The 15,208-nt window shown below is 58.7% G+C and carries 16 protein-coding genes and 1 pseudogene; 8 read left to right on the top strand and 9 right to left on the bottom strand.

Annotation, left to right across the window (positions count from 1 at the left end):
* Nucleotides 1-200 precede the first annotated feature (200 nt).
* The gene (locus GE027_RS15090) at nt 201-473 is read left to right on the top strand and encodes a hypothetical protein (protein WP_153558038.1); all 273 of its coding nucleotides are present in this window, start codon (nt 201-203) and stop codon (nt 471-473) included.
* Between the two features lie 315 nt (nt 474-788).
* Here GE027_RS15090 and GE027_RS15085 read toward each other — a convergent pair whose 3' ends face one another.
* A complete protein-coding gene (locus tag GE027_RS15085) occupies nt 789-1,298 on the bottom strand; it encodes an integrase core domain-containing protein (RefSeq protein WP_153558037.1) in 510 nt (169 codons plus the stop codon).
* Nucleotides 1,299-1,641: 343 nt separating this feature from the next.
* Here GE027_RS15085 and GE027_RS23675 point away from each other — a divergent pair, with 343 nt between their 5' ends.
* The 3 genes from GE027_RS23675 to GE027_RS15070 are packed head-to-tail and all read left to right on the top strand — an operon-like array spanning nt 1,642 to nt 2,921.
* The gene (locus GE027_RS23675; RefSeq protein ID WP_315852918.1) at nt 1,642-2,013 is read left to right on the top strand and encodes a transposase; all 372 of its coding nucleotides are present in this window, start codon (nt 1,642-1,644) and stop codon (nt 2,011-2,013) included.
* A complete protein-coding gene (locus GE027_RS23670) occupies nt 1,991-2,350 on the top strand; it encodes a hypothetical protein (RefSeq protein ID WP_315852920.1) in 360 nt (119 codons plus the stop codon). The genes GE027_RS23675 and GE027_RS23670 overlap by 23 nt, the downstream gene beginning before the upstream one ends.
* Nucleotides 2,253-2,921: a transposase gene (locus GE027_RS15070; RefSeq protein ID WP_261344057.1), complete on the top strand. Its 669-nt coding sequence runs from the start codon at nt 2,253-2,255 to the stop codon at nt 2,919-2,921. The genes GE027_RS23670 and GE027_RS15070 overlap by 98 nt, the downstream gene beginning before the upstream one ends.
* 273 nt (nt 2,922-3,194) lie before the next feature.
* Here GE027_RS15070 and GE027_RS15065 read toward each other — a convergent pair whose 3' ends face one another.
* On the bottom strand, nt 3,195-3,419 hold the full coding sequence (locus GE027_RS15065) for a hypothetical protein (protein ID WP_153558035.1): 225 nt from the start codon (nt 3,417-3,419) through the stop codon (nt 3,195-3,197).
* A 700-nt stretch (nt 3,420-4,119) separates the two neighbouring features.
* Between GE027_RS15065 and GE027_RS15060 the strand changes: the two genes are divergently transcribed.
* From GE027_RS15060 to GE027_RS23660, 4 genes and pseudogenes are all read left to right on the top strand, one after another.
* Nucleotides 4,120-4,368: a ribbon-helix-helix domain-containing protein gene (locus GE027_RS15060; protein ID WP_153558034.1), complete on the top strand. Its 249-nt coding sequence runs from the start codon at nt 4,120-4,122 to the stop codon at nt 4,366-4,368.
* Entirely contained in the window at nt 4,365-4,745 is a 381-nt protein-coding gene (locus GE027_RS15055) for a type II toxin-antitoxin system RelE/ParE family toxin (protein ID WP_153558033.1), read from the top strand. Before GE027_RS15060 ends, GE027_RS15055 begins: the two co-directional genes overlap by 4 nt.
* Nucleotides 4,746-4,899: 154 nt before the next feature.
* Nucleotides 4,900-5,175 (top strand): annotated as a pseudogene (locus GE027_RS23665) (transposase); the annotation flags it as partial.
* 73 nt (nt 5,176-5,248) lie between these two features.
* Nucleotides 5,249-5,608: a hypothetical protein gene (locus GE027_RS23660; protein ID WP_315852919.1), complete on the top strand. Its 360-nt coding sequence runs from the start codon at nt 5,249-5,251 to the stop codon at nt 5,606-5,608.
* A 150-nt stretch (nt 5,609-5,758) separates the two neighbouring features.
* On the opposite strand, the gene GE027_RS15045 is transcribed toward GE027_RS23660, so the two are convergent.
* From GE027_RS15045 to GE027_RS15015, 7 genes are all read right to left on the bottom strand, one after another.
* Entirely contained in the window at nt 5,759-6,898 is a 1,140-nt protein-coding gene (locus GE027_RS15045) for a hypothetical protein (protein ID WP_153558032.1), read from the bottom strand.
* Nucleotides 6,899-6,936: 38 nt separating this feature from the next.
* Nucleotides 6,937-8,631 (bottom strand): J domain-containing protein, encoded by a 1,695-nt coding sequence (locus GE027_RS15040; protein ID WP_153558031.1) that lies wholly within the window; start codon nt 8,629-8,631, stop codon nt 6,937-6,939.
* A gap of 24 nt (nt 8,632-8,655) precedes the next feature.
* Complete coding sequence (locus GE027_RS15035) at nt 8,656-9,375, bottom strand: hypothetical protein (protein WP_153558030.1); 720 nt, start codon at nt 9,373-9,375, stop codon at nt 8,656-8,658.
* Nucleotides 9,365-11,113, bottom strand: a complete 1,749-nt coding sequence (locus GE027_RS15030; RefSeq protein ID WP_202617423.1) for an Hsp70 family protein — start codon at nt 11,111-11,113, stop codon at nt 9,365-9,367. The genes GE027_RS15035 and GE027_RS15030 overlap by 11 nt, the downstream gene beginning before the upstream one ends.
* A 107-nt stretch (nt 11,114-11,220) precedes the next feature.
* The gene (locus tag GE027_RS15025) at nt 11,221-12,066 is read right to left on the bottom strand and encodes a hypothetical protein (protein ID WP_153558029.1); all 846 of its coding nucleotides are present in this window, start codon (nt 12,064-12,066) and stop codon (nt 11,221-11,223) included.
* A 161-nt stretch (nt 12,067-12,227) separates the two neighbouring features.
* Nucleotides 12,228-13,040 carry a formate/nitrite transporter family protein gene (locus GE027_RS15020; RefSeq protein WP_153558028.1) on the bottom strand — a complete coding sequence of 271 codons (813 nt, stop codon included), beginning with the start codon at nt 13,038-13,040 and terminating at the stop codon, nt 12,228-12,230.
* A gap of 103 nt (nt 13,041-13,143) precedes the next feature.
* Complete coding sequence (locus tag GE027_RS15015; RefSeq protein ID WP_153558027.1) at nt 13,144-15,123, bottom strand: alpha/beta hydrolase; 1,980 nt, start codon at nt 15,121-15,123, stop codon at nt 13,144-13,146.
* Nucleotides 15,124-15,208: the final 85 nt, after the last annotated feature.

Genomic DNA, 15,208 nt, shown 5'->3' with positions numbered 1-15,208 from the left:
CTGGATCACAGCCCTCGAATTCAACAAAGCAAACCTTTGAAACATTGCGAGCTTCTCCTGGCAGGATGTTGCTATGGGGTAGTTGAGTATTGACGATGTGATCACGGTGTAAAGTTGCGTTTCTGTCAACTACGCCCCGGCACCAGCGTTCCCCATCGGTCGCTCAGTGTATCGATGCCAAATGGCGAGTCAAGCAAATATTGGATGGACTTGCTCCTTTCTTGCGAGCAATTGGCGGGATCGGCTGTGCATCCAAGCTGACACCCGTTCGAAAGTATGCCGCACAGCTTGCCGGTGGTGCAGTTCGCGTCGTACTGTTCGAGCATGCAAGGGGAAACTGGGCGGCGTACATCAGCACCGATGTGTCGATGAGCGTGGAAGCAATCCTGCAAACGGTTTATGGCCGTTGGTCGATCGAAGCCTCCCAAGCGGAATGCGTATTAAGAACGAGCTTGTATCAGCTCGCCGCCTGACATTAAAATTTCCCTGACGGCCTTACGGCGTTTGGCAGCTTTTTGCTGTCAATTGTCGAGTCAAACTGGAGATTCTAATTAGGCAATCTACAAGGAGGTGCCTTGTAATGGTTCAGCGGAACGACTAGTTTCCGGGTGTTGAGTTAAGCTACTCGGCGGTGGTGAAATGTCGGGCTGCGAACGGTTCGTAGCCCAGCGTGCCCGACTTCCTGTCGGGAAAGTCTGGGCATCGTGCCCAGAAGGTTTTGCGTTTTACGGCATATCCGAGAGGGAGTTGTGGCGGTCATCAGTGAGCGACGACCGCCACCCCTCGGCTTAAGCACCCGACGCGGCGCTCAGGTTGCTCCTCAGCATTGCCTTATCCTCCGGCCGGGCATCTTCAGTATACGCCACCGCTTCGCATTCGCGAGCTTGGCGACGTGATTCGCTGCGACGCTCGCGCGCGTCGGCTAACTTTCGATCGCGGGCTGCATGGATCGCCGTCGCTCGACCAGCCAGCATGTCTGCTGGCGTCACGTATCCGATGGCGCTGTGTAGGCGTTCGTTGTTGTACTTTGCCACGATGCGACGTGCATCGTCTAACGACAGGGGTGTGTTCGGGCGGACACCCTCGGATTTGATCGTCCGGTGATAGCGTTCAAGCTTACCGTTGCTTTGCGGATAGAACGGGCTCGTGCGGACGTGCGTCATCCCGCTGACACGGATGAACTGTTTGAAATCGTTGCTAATAAACTGTGGACCGTTATCGGTGATGATTCGCGGCGTCACGCCTGGATGCATCTCCTTGGCGCGTTGCAGAATCGTCTCGATATCCAACTCCTTCATCTGCTCGCGAATCTCTCAGTGGATGACCAATCGCGAGTAGCCATCGAGTACACTCGTCATGTAGTAAAGCGTACCGCAAGTATTGAGGTAAGAAACGTCCACATGCCAGTGACGATGGGGGCCACTGTGTTGCTTGAACCCAGTGCCTTTCGTTTTTGTTTTGCGGCCAAGCAGCTCTGCCTTGCTGAGTACGCGATAGACGGTTGCCGGACTGACGGCAACGATATCCGCATCGAGCATCATGTACGTTAGCCGGCGACAAACCAAAGGGGTTAGGTCTCTTTGATGACTATCTAGGATCGCTGTAGAACGGGGTTTCCTGTTCTTGGAGGGGACCGAGCCAATGCCGAGACCACCACTAGCCGACGAGGCGGGCGGACTGTACCACGCCCTTAATCGAGGCAACTTGCGCGCGACCATCTTCCACAAAGACGCTGATTACGAAGCGTTTGAGCGAATCCTGCACGAAGCCTTACAGATTCATCAAATCGAGTTGTACTCGTTTCAACTGATGCCCAATCACTATCATCTGGTGCTCCGCCCACTGGTTGACGGGGAGATGAGTCGCTTTATGGGCTGGGTGGGAGGCACGCACACAATGCGATACCACGCGCACTACCACACCAGCGGAATGGGACATGTTTATCAGCAACGCTACAAAAGCTTCCCCATCCAGGACGACGACCATTTCTTTGTGGTTTGTCGATCGCGTTGAGCGAAATGCCCTGCGGGCGGGACTGGTCGATCGCGCCGAAGACTGGCGGTGGAGTTCGTTGTGGCGTTGGCTTCGCAAGCCCGAGCCCCCGCCGCCGCTGCTGTCTCGTTGGCCGCCCGCGCGGCTTCCGGGTTGCGCCGAGCGTGTCAACACGCCGTTGTCAGAGGGCGAACTGGCAGCCGTGCGTCTTTCCGCCCAGCGTGGCAAACCCCTGGGTGACGAAGGCTGGGTCGAGACGACTGCACGTCGACTTCGCTTGGAATCAACCATGCGTCCAAGAGGCCGACAGCGCGTCCGCTTTCCCAAGACGGACATCAAAGAGGCCTGCCCCCTTTGATTCAGTCAAATCCGCGAAAGCGAATATCCCGCTTGCGGATGAGAAGATTGTTCACGATCGCTTCCACGTGATGAAGCTAGCCAGTGAGGCGGTCGACAAGGTTCGGCGTCGCGAACACCGCAAACTCAAAGCTGACGGCGATAATCGGCTTGCTCGCTCTCGATACTTATGGCTAAGTGGCCAGGAGAATCTGACGGACGCGCAGCAAGAGCGGTTTGAAGCGATTTATTCTCAGGAGCTCAAAACGGGCAAGGCATGGGCTTACATGGAGATGCTCAGAGACCTTTGGCACCACGAGGACGCTGCCTCAGCTACCGCCTACTTCAAGGACTGGTACAAGCGGGTCATCCACACCAAGTTGACTCCGATGAAGAAAGTTGCCCGAACCATCCGGGAGCGACTACCCAATGTTGTCAGCTACTGCACGCACAGGATCCCTAACGCGGTCGCCGAAGGAATGAACAGCAAGATCATGTCGATCAAGCGTCGCGTCGGTGGGTACCGCAACCCGGAGAACTTCAAGACAGCGATCTACTTCTACTGCAGCGGACTCGATCTCTACCCACGATAAACCCAGATGGACCGTTTTTTGGCACCAATTGTGGTTCACGTTTCAGGTGGAAACAACCCGAACAACTGTTCGGCTTGCCGAATCTTTCGACGACGTTCGTCATTTAAATGCAGCGTCTCAATCGTCACTCGCCCGATGAGTGTTTTGGCGGCGATTGCGTACTCGTCCCACTCAAAGTGGTCCGACCAAACGTGCTGGCGTGGGTTGAAAAGAGCAACTGGTTCCGTCGACCCCGATACAGCAACGGCCATCCGATCGGACGAAACCACAACGCTAGGAAGGCTTGCGACCGAGAAGATGTAGCGCTTCGGCTCGCACAAGTGCTAAACGCTCGCTCAATTCGGCGAGTGCCGCCAAATCCTCTCGCTCGCTGTCGCTCAACTGGCCTTCGTTGTTGCGGTCCATTAATTCCTGCAATCGTTCGTCGGCGTGCTCCGGAAGCCGAAGCATCGCAATGCTCTCGGCCCATCGCAGCGGCGCGCCAACCGTCGTGAGCATCGTGGTAAACTCCCTTACTCGGTAAGCGACGGTTCCATGCTACCCACACGAGAATGTGCCGCCGAAGACGGCAGGCAACGGGGCGGTCTAACGCCCAGGCGGTGCCCCAAGTGTCGTTGCCAGCTTGCCAGTCGTTGTCGACTCAACATGCACGAAATTGTGCACGAAACGGGTGCAGAGCGGTGCCATTTCGTGCATTCCCTGAATCGGGAAAGTGCCAAAAACGCTAGAAAAACAACGAATTTCGGTCATCTCACCGGCGTTGACATCGTGGAGGTCACAGATTCGAATTCTGTATCGCCCACTCCCGAGACAACTCGAAAAGCCCCGCCGAACCCAGCGTTCCGCGGGGCTTTTTTCGTGCCCATCCCGCCCGTAGCCGAAGTCGCCCGTAGCCGAAGTCGCCAGACTTTGGAACCACTAAGCAACGAACGCAGAACCGACAAGCGGGAACAATCCGGCAAGCGGCGTGAGAACCGCACGTGCTGTCCGCAGTCGTTCATCCGCTCGCGTCCCACCAACCACGTGGGCAGCGCCGACCGCCGACGCTGCATTTCGCAGCACCGCGACATGGCAGTTTGGCTTTGCCGATGATGGCCTTCGGCAACGCTGCGAGACTTAGCACCGCGGCGATGGCAAATATTGACAAATAACGTCACTCGCGATATCCTTCTTTGGTGACCTCAGGGAGACCTAGCCAGTGGCCAATTCACTCAATCTATCGCTCACAGACGAACTTCGCGCCTTCATCGACGAAAACTGCGGCGACGGCACGCTCTACGCCACGCCCAGTGAGTTCGTGCGTGATGTGCTGCGGCAGATGAAACTCAAGAAGGAAGCCGCTGACGCTCGCGACAGCATTCTTGCCGGATACCGCGACGCGGTTGACGGCCGCACGGTGGAGTTCACCGGGGATCTTCGAAAGGCAATGAAGCAACTCAAGTCGTGAGTTCCAAGAAAACCCGCAGGCTTGCCCTCACCCAATCCGCCCTGGCGTCCATCAGCGATATTGAGCGGTACTCGATTAGCCACTGGGGCAAGAAAGTTGCTGCGCGCTACATCAACGATCTCCAGTCTGGGCTGATCAGGATTCAAGCGCAGCCAGATCTGCTTCGCCCACACCCGGAGTTTCCCTCAGACCTCTGTTTCTACCGCGTCAACAAACATCTGCTCGTTTGCGATCTTCAGAAAGCATCGATCATCGTGCTGGCCGTGATCCACGCCTCACAAGACATACCAGGGCGATTGGCAGAACTTGAGCCAACGCTTGCGACAGAAGTGGAGCTTCTCCACAAGCAGCTCGATGCGGCGGAGCGCAACAGGTAGGTTTCACTCAAGCGATTCTCCGCCTCTGATCGCTCGACCCGAAGCGGCGCCGACGGACCACGCCGCCTGACAAATCAAAGGGGTCAGGTCTCTTTGATGACTATCTAGGATCGCTGTAGAACGGGGTTTCCTGTTCTTGGAGGGGACCGAGCCAATGCCGAGACCACCACTAGCCGACGAGGCGGGCGGACTGTACCACGCCCTTAATCGAGGCAACTTGCGCGCGACCATCTTCCACAAAGACGCTGATTACGAGGCGTTTGAGCGAATCCTGTACGAAGCCTTACAGATTCATCAAATCGAGTTGTACTCGTTTCAACTGATGCCCAATCACTATCATCTGGTGCTCCGCCCACTGGTTGACGGGGAGATGAGTCGCTTTATGGGCTGGGTGGGAGGCACGCACACAATGCGATACCACGCGCACTACCACACCAGCGGAATGGGACATGTTTATCAGCAACGCTACAAAAGCTTCCCCATCCAGGCCGACGACCATTTCTTTGTGGCTTGTCGATCGCGTCGAGCAAAATGCCCTGCGGGCGGGACTGGTCGATCGAGCCGAAGACTGGCGGTGGAGTTCGTTGTGGCGTTGGCTTCGCAAGCCCGAGCCCCCGCCGCCGCTGCTGTCTCCTCGGCCGCCCGCGCGGCTTCCGGGTTGCGCCGAGCGTGTCAACACGCCGTTGTCAGAGGGCGAACTGGCAGCGGTGCGTCTTTCCGCCCAGCGTGGCAAACCCCTGGGTGACGAAGGCTGGGTCGAGTCGACGGCACGTCGACTTCACTTGGAATCAACCATGCGTCCAAGAGGCCGACAGCGCGTCCGCTTTCCCAAGACGGACATCAAAGAGGCCTGCCCCCTTTGATTTCCCAGACTGAACCTGACCGACTACGCCGTCTTTCATAGCGCCAAAGCAAGCCGTGACATGACGGCCGGGCTTTGCCGACGATAGTCCTTGGCAACTCCACCTGAACACCGAACACAAGGCCTGACCCCGGCGAAGGCTTCCAGGTGGCTACAAATGTTTCCTGCTCGGGTGCTCACGATAACGAAGCACTAACCACAACGCGAAAAGCACAAGCGGGGTCGCCATCAGGATCCAATGCAGAGGTGTGCGCGTCTCGAGCTGAGGCTCTGAAGACTGCATATCTCTCGAGGCCTTCGCAAACTTCTCCAAAACTTCGGCGTTAGAAATATTTGGATGCTGAACGACAAGGGGATTGGCGGGGTCCCGCTGCATGTCAAGGATATAATGCGATCCCTCGGGCACATCAAGTTTCGCCAAGCTGTAGTTCGACTCATCGAAAACTTGATTCACCGCGTGCCAGTCGAATGCCAGTTCGAATTGGACCGAGAGTACTGTGTTACCCTCCTCATTAAGTCGAAAACTTACGTTCGTTGACTTAGGCACCCATACGTGATTGACAAATGTCCATTCCGTCGCAGACTTCGTAGTTGGAGGCATCCAAACCGCATCGCCAGTTCCTTTCTGAGACGACTGGCTCTTGTATTGCTGCTCCATACGAACCACGACGAAATCCTGATTCGTATCAACCCAATATCGCGTCCTTCTATTTATGTCGCCCGGCTTTTGCGAGGATTTCGGCGAATCCACGACAAGGACGATTATTCCATCCGCATCAGTGCTCTCAACCTTTGCCAGTGAACCGGCAATCGCTGCTTCAAAATTTCCGACGTGCTCTTCGAAACGCGCGAAACTGTTTAGATCACCAAAAGTGCAAATACCGAATGCTCGGCAATCCCAAAAATCGACAGGCAAAGCCGGCCGGAATACGTTGATGTGCTTGGCGTAGACACTGCACTGGTAATACCCCTCGGCACCAAAAAGCCTTACCTCATGAGGTGCGTCCGGATCCGCTTCAGTTGTCAGAGCACCTTTTCGTTGCTCATGCCAAAGCCGCTCCCTTGGAAGATCAAATAGCTGCCGCTCGAAGATTTGCCGCGTGGACCTTACCGGGTTCGGCTGGTTCGGGAACGCCCTGCGTTCGATCCCACGGATAACCACATCACCGGCATAAAGCTTCTCGCGGGACTCAACGATTCTGGCAACGACTTCTTTAGGCGTTAACGCACTTTGGGCCGAGGCGATATGAATAGGAATCCAGACGAAGAGCACAACAAAAAATCGGTCCATTCGGGATTCTCGTGGGTTCAGCCCAAGTGCAATGCCGCCTACCCTGCCGCGGCGAGCGTTCGCAGGGATCCGGAGAAAAGATTTGTGGCCAGATCATCAGCCATTCCTTCGGCAACGACGGCCGTGCCACTGATCGATTGGTCGTCGTGAGTGGTGCCTTCGGTGGATTCGATTACCGTAACCATTTGCGACACGGTCAGCGGCTGGATGCGAAACAGATGCAACAACTCCAGGCGTACGTCGCGGTACTGCAGTTTCACGCGCTGGCCGCCGATGAGGATCAGGATCAGCCCTCCGATTACGCCGACGAACAGGGCCACCACCGACAGCACCAAATCAATCATCCCGGCGACGATCCCGACGTTGATGAAATCCATGACGCTGCGAATCAGTAAACTGACCGCCGCCACCAAAGCGACCACCGCCACACCGAGCCCGGCGTGCAGCATCATATTGCCGAAGGAATACTGCGTGGTCTTGCTGGCTCGCTTTTGCATCCGCACCATCAGTTGTTGGACCGGTTCGGTCAGCTCTGCAGGCTGGACTTCCAACGATTCGACTCCCAATCGGTCTTCGACTTCATTGGTGATCGTTTGCCAAACCAGCAAGAGGTTCTCGCGGATGTCTTGGAGGTCGTCTTCCAGGGGAAAGTCCTGGGCCAAGAACAGTCCTCGTTCGGCGATCGCATACTGACATTCCAACACCGCCCAATCGCCTTCCGATTCCGCCGCGCTGTAGAAGGTTACGATGGCTTGATCGATCTTCTTCGCCGTTTCAGATAGCTCGGCAAAGCGGCTTCGTGTTCGTTGATAGGTAATCAATGCATCCAGGCATTCCATCTCGTGCTGGGTCCAGCGAGGCAGTTGGAAGTAGCTGTCTTCCAGTTCGGCGCGGATGTCCTCGATCCAGTCCTCATCAGCTTTCCAGACAGCTCTTCGCAACAGGTGCACGTAGAACACCAGTCGGTCTGTGGTAGCGAGCCCTTGGGTCGTCTGGCAACTGGCCAAAGTGTGTTTGAACTGTTCGAAGGGAAGCTGTTGCAGCAGCCGATCCCAGGCGCGTTCGGTCAGCAGATAAAACCGATTCGGTGACAACACGCCTGCCGCTTTGATCAACAACCGCGAACGCTCTTCGCCCTCCAGATCCCCGGCCAAGTACTCCCTCAGCAACTCGCAGAATCCCGGCTCATCACGGTGACGGTCCAGCGATTCCAACACCCAGTCGATGAACGAGCGTTGGTCGGCGTCGCGCGAGGGCGAGGCGGGCAAGATGTCCGAAAGCACCGCGAGAGCCAGATCGTCTCGCGGCGATCGGCGGTCCTTGTTCAACAGGCGGGCCTGCCACTGCACCAAGGATTCTTCATCCTGCGGGATCTGCTCCAGCAAATCGCGCTCGCCGTCCAGGTGCTCCGAAGCGTCGGCGGGAGCGTTGGTCGGCAACGCGAAAGCTTCGGCTTCGCTGCGTGAGTGATCTCGCCTGATCGAAGCCGCCGCCGAGGCGGAGTCCGATACGCCGTACCGCATTTGCTCGCTGAGCTGCTCGTAGGCTTCACGAATCCGTTGGAACTCGGCCGGGAACTTCTCCGGCTTGTAACGCCGCAGCAGTCGGTTGTAGGCGCGTTTCAACGAGCGTATATCGTCCTCGGCCGATAAATCGAAAAAGCCCAGCGGGTCGTGTGGCAAACGCTGCCAGGCGGGCTCGGCCGGTGGATTCGGATTGTTGGGGGCGTTCATAGCAGGTGTCACACGCAGAGTAACTCAGAACAAAATCGCCCAGACCACGAACGCACAGACGGGAAGCACAGCCAGTACGATCAACCCGGCGATCGTATCGAATCCATTGTTCTCGCCATCGCGAACGATATCCCACTGGGGGTCGTAGTTCACCAATTCATTCAGCCAAGTTTGTTCCAACGCATAGATTCCGGGGTATGCCTGCATCAATCGTCGGATGGAAGCTTGAATGGCTTGTTGGGCCTGCAGGTATTGCGGATTGCGACTGGGACGGATGAATCCGAACTGTCGCTCACGCAGGCGATTGGCTTGGGCCGGCGTGGCGACGACGATCTTCTGCAGCGATTCGGCAAAGGCGGGGTGCACCGCTTCGTCCTGCGCTAATCGAGCGAAAGCTTCGCGTTGTTCGGACACGGCGATCAACCGCCCTGCCCCGGCAGCCACTTCCGGATGGCGAGCCGTGGCCAGCTGCTTCAAATCCTGGTGCATCTGATACGCGGGCAGGGTCCAAAAATGGTGCCGAATCTCGGCCAGGGCTTGCAACATCTGCGGCCGCAGCGATTGGTCGTCCAGCTGCACTGCGAGGACTTCGTCATCTGCCAGAGCTCGCGAGGCCAGATACTGCCTGCGGCGTACCAACATCGCATCCGCCTCGACCGTCGGCTGCATCCTGAGCATCGTCTGCAGGTACTGGCGGTCGTCGTCGGTTTCCGTCGGCGTACCTTCGGGGACATCATCGTTCATCATCAACGTCCTGCATCGGTAGTCCCAGGGCCGACAAGGTCAACAGCAAGCTTTCCCGCATCTGCTCGAACAGCTCCCGATCGCCCGCTTCCATCGCATGTTCGAAACCATCCACGGCGGCCTCCAATTCGTCGCGCTGAAACGGACTGACTTCGCCGATCGCTTTTTCGGCAAACCGCAACAGTCGCTGATGTCGCACGTTGTCGCGCGGATAAAACTTGATTTGCTGCATACGGACGAGAGCTGACGAGAGTTCTTGCGGCGACAGTCCCTCCACATGGTTGGTCAAAACGGTATTGAATTTCTTGCCGGTCTGGGGCAAGTAAGCTTCGACCTCCAAGATGCCGTTCAGGTCGTAGGTGAAGCGGATATGGACGGGTTGTCCGGCAGGACCGGCGGGTATGTCGGGGACCGACAATGCTCCCAGGCGAAGATTGTCACTGACTTTGCGAGATTCGCCTTGATAGATCTGCACCTCCACCTCGCGTTGGTTGGCTCGCGTGGTGGCCACCACCTCTTCGCGGGAGACGGGAATGGTGGTGTTGCGATGGATGACCGGCAGGTAGTAACCGGGGACTTCTTTGTTGCCAAATTGTTTGACGACCTGGACGCCCAACGTAAACGGACAGACGTCGGTCATCACCATGTCTTCCACGGCGCGATCATCGGTGATCAAAGCCGCTTGAACGGCTGCGCCCAAGGCAACCACTTCGTCGGGGTTCACGGTAGCGTGCGGCTGGCAGTCGAAAAACTGGCTGACAAACTCTCGAACCGTCCGGTCCCTCGTCGCGCCACCCACCAGGATGACCTCTGTGATCTCGGCCGCTTCCAAACGCGCGTCTCGTAAAGCACGCGATATCGGTCGGGCCAGCCGCTGGACCAACGGCTGAAACCATTGCCCGGCGTCCTCCCGGGAGATGGTGATCGTGGGGGCGGGATCGCGGAACCGTCCGTCGTCTTCCGGGATAGCGACCGAGGTCGAGGTTTGTCGGCCCAGTGCTCGTTTGGCCGCTTCGCACTTCTCTCTCAGCCGCGACACGAACAGGGGGTGTTGCATCTCGCAGTTTTCCAGCTGCCGTGACTGCGTCTTCAGCACTTGGGCCATCAACCGCGTGGTGAAATCTTCGCCGCCGAGCTGCGTTTCTCCGGCCGTGGAAACGATTTCCAGCGCGCCTTCGAAAACATCCATCACCGTCACGTCGAAGGTGCCACCGCCCAGGTCGATGACGATCAGCTTTTTCTCAGCTTGACGATCATGAAAGCCGTACGTGAGGGCCGCGGCGGTGGGTTCGTTGATGATCCGCCGCACGTTCAGTCCCGCCATGCGGCCGGCCAACTTCGTCGCTTTGCGTTGATGGTCGTTGAAGTACGCGGGCACGGTAATGACGGCATCGACCACGGCGGTGTCCAAATAGTTTTCGGCGTCTTCGCGCAGCGACCGCAAAACCAAACTGGACAATTCCTGGCTGTCGAACGACTGCCCGCCAATCTCCACTCGCCGCTCGGTTCCCATCCACCGTTTGAAACAGGCAACCGCGCGATCCGGGTGGGCGACCTGTAATTCACGAGCGGCCTGCCCGACAACGATGTGGCCATCGGGCAGTACGCCGACCACCGAGGGCGTCAGCGTGTGCGCTAGGGCATTGGGAATCAATTCCGGTTGGCCGTCGCGAAACACCGCGCACAGGGAATGGGTTGTCCCCAGGTCAATACCCACAATCGGGCGTTCAGTCATCATTCGTTTCAAGGGTTTGGCTGGACGCTTAGACGCAGAGCTCGATTCGGCGTGGCCGGGTGGGGAGCCGCAACATTCGACGCATCAGGATGGTTTGAAGGTTTGATGGTTTAGCGATTTGACCTCTTGATCAGGTAATCGGCGTACTCCCGGGCGGTGATTTCGCCATCGTGATTGGCGTCCGCCGGCACCGGACTGATCAGCATTGTCTCCCATTCGGCGGCCTGCAAACTGCCCGAGTCGTCTCGGTCGTAGCGGGCGATAACGCGTTTTGCATAGTCGTAGTACCTCTCGGGGATTGTCCCGCCATTTCCTTCGGCTGACCGCTGTTCGTTTGCCCGCTTGCGTCTCGCTTGTTTTACCTGCAAGCGTTGTGAAATTAATCGTGCCACGCGCTGCCGGACCTCCGCGTCCTGCGACTGCGAGTACTTGACCAGCAGGGACGGATACTCCTCGACATCCAATCCGCACTTGTCCGCCAAGTCCCAATACAGCAAGGGAAAGTCACCGTCGTTTTGCAGGTGCTCGACAATCATCCCGAGTGCCACCTCGGGATGCGCTCGCAAGGCGGGTAGGACGTCGGGTTCCCGGAAAAGGGTTTTCCCTTCGGCATACAGGTCCCGCAAGTGACGAATCGCTGCCGCCACCTCGCGCTCGGCAGGCAGGTCGACGCTGTCCAGGTGCAACACGGCGTCGAACCGCGTTGCTCGGTCCGATGAATCCAGCATTCGATCGATGGTCGCGGCGAAGCGTGATTGCTGATCCGGCATCGTCGCGCACGCGCCGAGTGCTATCCGGCGGACTTCTTGGACACTGTCGTGCTCGGCCATCTCGAATAGTCGATCGACCAAACCGGAGGACTCTTTCGGATTGTCTTCCGCTTCGGTCGCATCTTGCGACGTGCCAACCGAAACGATCAAGCATATGCAGCCCACAGCCAACCAGCGTAGAAACATCACAGCACCTCGATCTGCCCAAGAATGGTGTTGATTACCGAACCCCGATCGTACTCCAATTCGCAGCGGCAAGATACACACACGCGACGGAGTCGGTCACCGCCTGGCCCGGATCGGCCGCGATGGCCAAACACAGTACCAAGGCAAACGATCACGCTTCGCTAGCGGTTGGCATGGAATTGACCGTGGTTGATCAGGGCCGCCAGCACGACACCTCCCACAATGTTTCCTGCCAGCGCGGGAGCGACGTAGCCGAGGAGGACCTCACCCCAGCCGCGCTCTCCGGCGGCGGCGACGTAGAAAACTTCGACCGATCCGGCGATCACGTGGGCCAGGTGAGCCAAGCCCACGACGTAGGCGATCAACATGATCACCCATAGTCGAGCCGATTGCGCCGCGGGCAGCAGCCACACGAGCAGCGCAATCAACCAACCTGCCATCACGCCTCGCAACAAAACGGTCCCGGCCGCCGGGGCGAGAGCCTGTTTGCCGATCTTCAGAAAGGATTCACGTACGGGCGGGTCGAACAGCGAGGTATGAGCCAAACACAGGGCGATCGCCAGCCCACCGATCAGATTCGTCGTCAGAACGATGCCCCACACGCGCGCCAGATTCACGAACCGCTGCCAGGACTTGTTGTGCAGAAAGGGAATCACCACGGTGATCGTATTTTCGGTGAACAGCTGCTGGCGTCCGAGAATCACGATCACGAATCCCAGGCTGTAGCCAAAGTTGCTGACCGCGCCGCTCCACGACTGCTTGGGTAGGGCGTGATGCAGCAACCCCTCGGCGATCAAGGAAAAGCCCATCGCCAGTCCCGCGGCGAGACCAGACCATGCGAGGGCGGACGAGCTGCGCTGCAGTTCGTGATCGCCTTCCTGCCGCACGGTCTCGTGAATTTGGTGAAGCGTTGCGCGGCCGCCATCGTGGGGCGTGACGGCGTGCTCGTCCGGCGAATCTTCGGCATTGCTCATCGGCGCAGTATCCAGAAAGGAGCTGCCAACGTGCACATGCCGTGCCACCCCACGACCCGTTTGCATTTGTTTCGGGGCAAAATCGCAAGCACGACGCTCACGATTATTGCGGTTGCCAATCGCGGGGGCGATCGACGACCCGGAAACGATCGCCGGCACCGAACCGCTGATAAACCTTTCGCGTCCACTGGAATTCCTGCGGAACCTCTCCCACAAAGGTGATCGGGCGGGGGAACAGCAGCGCCAGGTTATGCGGTAGATCGCCGACCCGCAGGACGCCCAGGAACTCGGGCGTCGCCGGGTCCTCGTGGGTGGTCGGCGGATCGGCGATCACGATCTGCTCGACCTCCGGATCCAGCAGGGCGGCGTAGATCGCCAACACGGCCGCGTCGCCTTCGCCGTACAGCGAGATCGGTCCGGTCGTGGGCTGCCGTCGCATCACGGCGACGCCCGAAAGCAAATCGCTGACCTGTCGTTCCGGCAGAGTGTGTCCCAGTAGCGGCAGGGTCCGGCGGACCGTCCACAGGTAACCCTCACCGACCGACGTCGGACCGCTGTTTCGTACCAGCACCGCGGCGGTCGTCACCTGGTTACCCATCCGCGGGCGAGCCGTTCCGCCGCCGGCGAACGTTTTGTCCACGCTGCTGGGAACGGCAAAAACCAGGGTCGGATTGGCCGCTTGGGCGCGGACATCGCGGCGCGTCTTGACCGACAGCTTGATGCCGTCGGCGTGGGCGAACTCGTGCGTGCCGTACTGGCCCTCGGAACGATCGCGGCCGGCGGTGCGAAAGTCGCTGTACCGCGGCGGTTGGACGGTGTTGCGGAACGTCGTGGCCCGCAAACGCTCGAGCGCCTCCTGTTGGTGCTTCTCCCAACTGGCTTTATCGGTCAACTCGGGCAGGCGTGAGCGGACGACCAGCGTCTTGTCGATCTCGCTCATCGTGTCGTCCTCGGGCAACTGGCCATCGAAGACCAGCAGGTTGCGAGCCGGTTCGACGTAGTCGGTGATGTCTTCGGTCGCCGGCGTGTCGTCACCCTTGAGGTGCTTGTCGAACCAGCTGAACACGGCCAACCGCAGTTTGGGCGTGTAGCCATGCCGGGAGAGGTCTTCGACGACCTGAAAATTCTCCACAGCGTCGAGCGCGCCGTATTGACGCCGGATCCGTTCGGCGACGTGCAGGTAACCGCTGGGCCGCCAGAGGACATCTTCGGAACCGGAGGCGATCAGCAAGGGGCGCGGAGCGATCAGGGCGCCCAGATTGGACCAATCCCAGCGGTAGTAATTGATCCAGAAGGCGCAGTCGCAGTGGCCTTGCACGCTTTGGTCGACCACCGCCTGCTCGATGCTTCCCGACTGGCAAACCGGGGCGACGCAGCGGATCCGTTTATCGGCAGCGGCCAGGCACCACGAGATCACGCCGCCACCGCTGAGGCCCGTCACTCCGAAACGCTCGGGATCGACATCGTCGCGGGTTTCGAGATAGTCCAGTGCCCGCATGGCGTTCCAGACCTCGGTTCCGGCCGGCGTGTAGCCACGGCTGGGCCAGTCCCAACGTCCTTCACGATAAGTACCGTGATGCAACCCCTGGGATTCGCCGACCTGAATCGGATCGAGAATCAACGCGATGTAGCCGTGTTGACCGAACCACCTGGCATTCTGTTGATAGGGAGGATTCACCTTGCCCGTGCTGTGACCACACAGGTAGAGGACTGCCGGCAGCGGACCCTCGACCTTGGCCGGCCGGTACAGATTGCCGGCGACATAGGCGCCGGGCGAACTTTGAAAGTGGATCTTTTCGACGACATAATCGCCACGGTCCAGCGTACCGGTCACCGTCGCCTGCATCGGCGTCCGTTCGGGCAGCGGTGACAGGCCCAGCATTTCGCGACACTGTTCGCGGCGCTCGTCCTCGGTCTCCTGCCACTGGACTGGACCGAGCGGTTCAGCCAGCGCACTGCCGGAGAGCCGCCGGGCATCGCCGCGAGCCGCGCCGTACAGGGAGAGCCAATCGTCGGCGGCTGCGGAAGTCGCCACGGCCATTACAAGCAGGCCAGCAATCGCGACCAGGCTGGGGAACTTCATTCGAAACCTCAAAAAAGAAGACTCGCAAAAGTCGACAAGAACTGCCGACAAAAGCTATCGGCGGGAACGAGCGAGGTGTCTTTAT

Source organism: Roseimaritima sediminicola (genome assembly GCF_009618275.1).
Classification (GTDB): Bacteria; Planctomycetota; Planctomycetia; order Pirellulales; family Pirellulaceae; genus Roseimaritima; species Roseimaritima sediminicola.
Note: the sequence above shows the minus strand (reverse complement) of the source record. Positions and strands in the feature narration are given on the sequence as shown.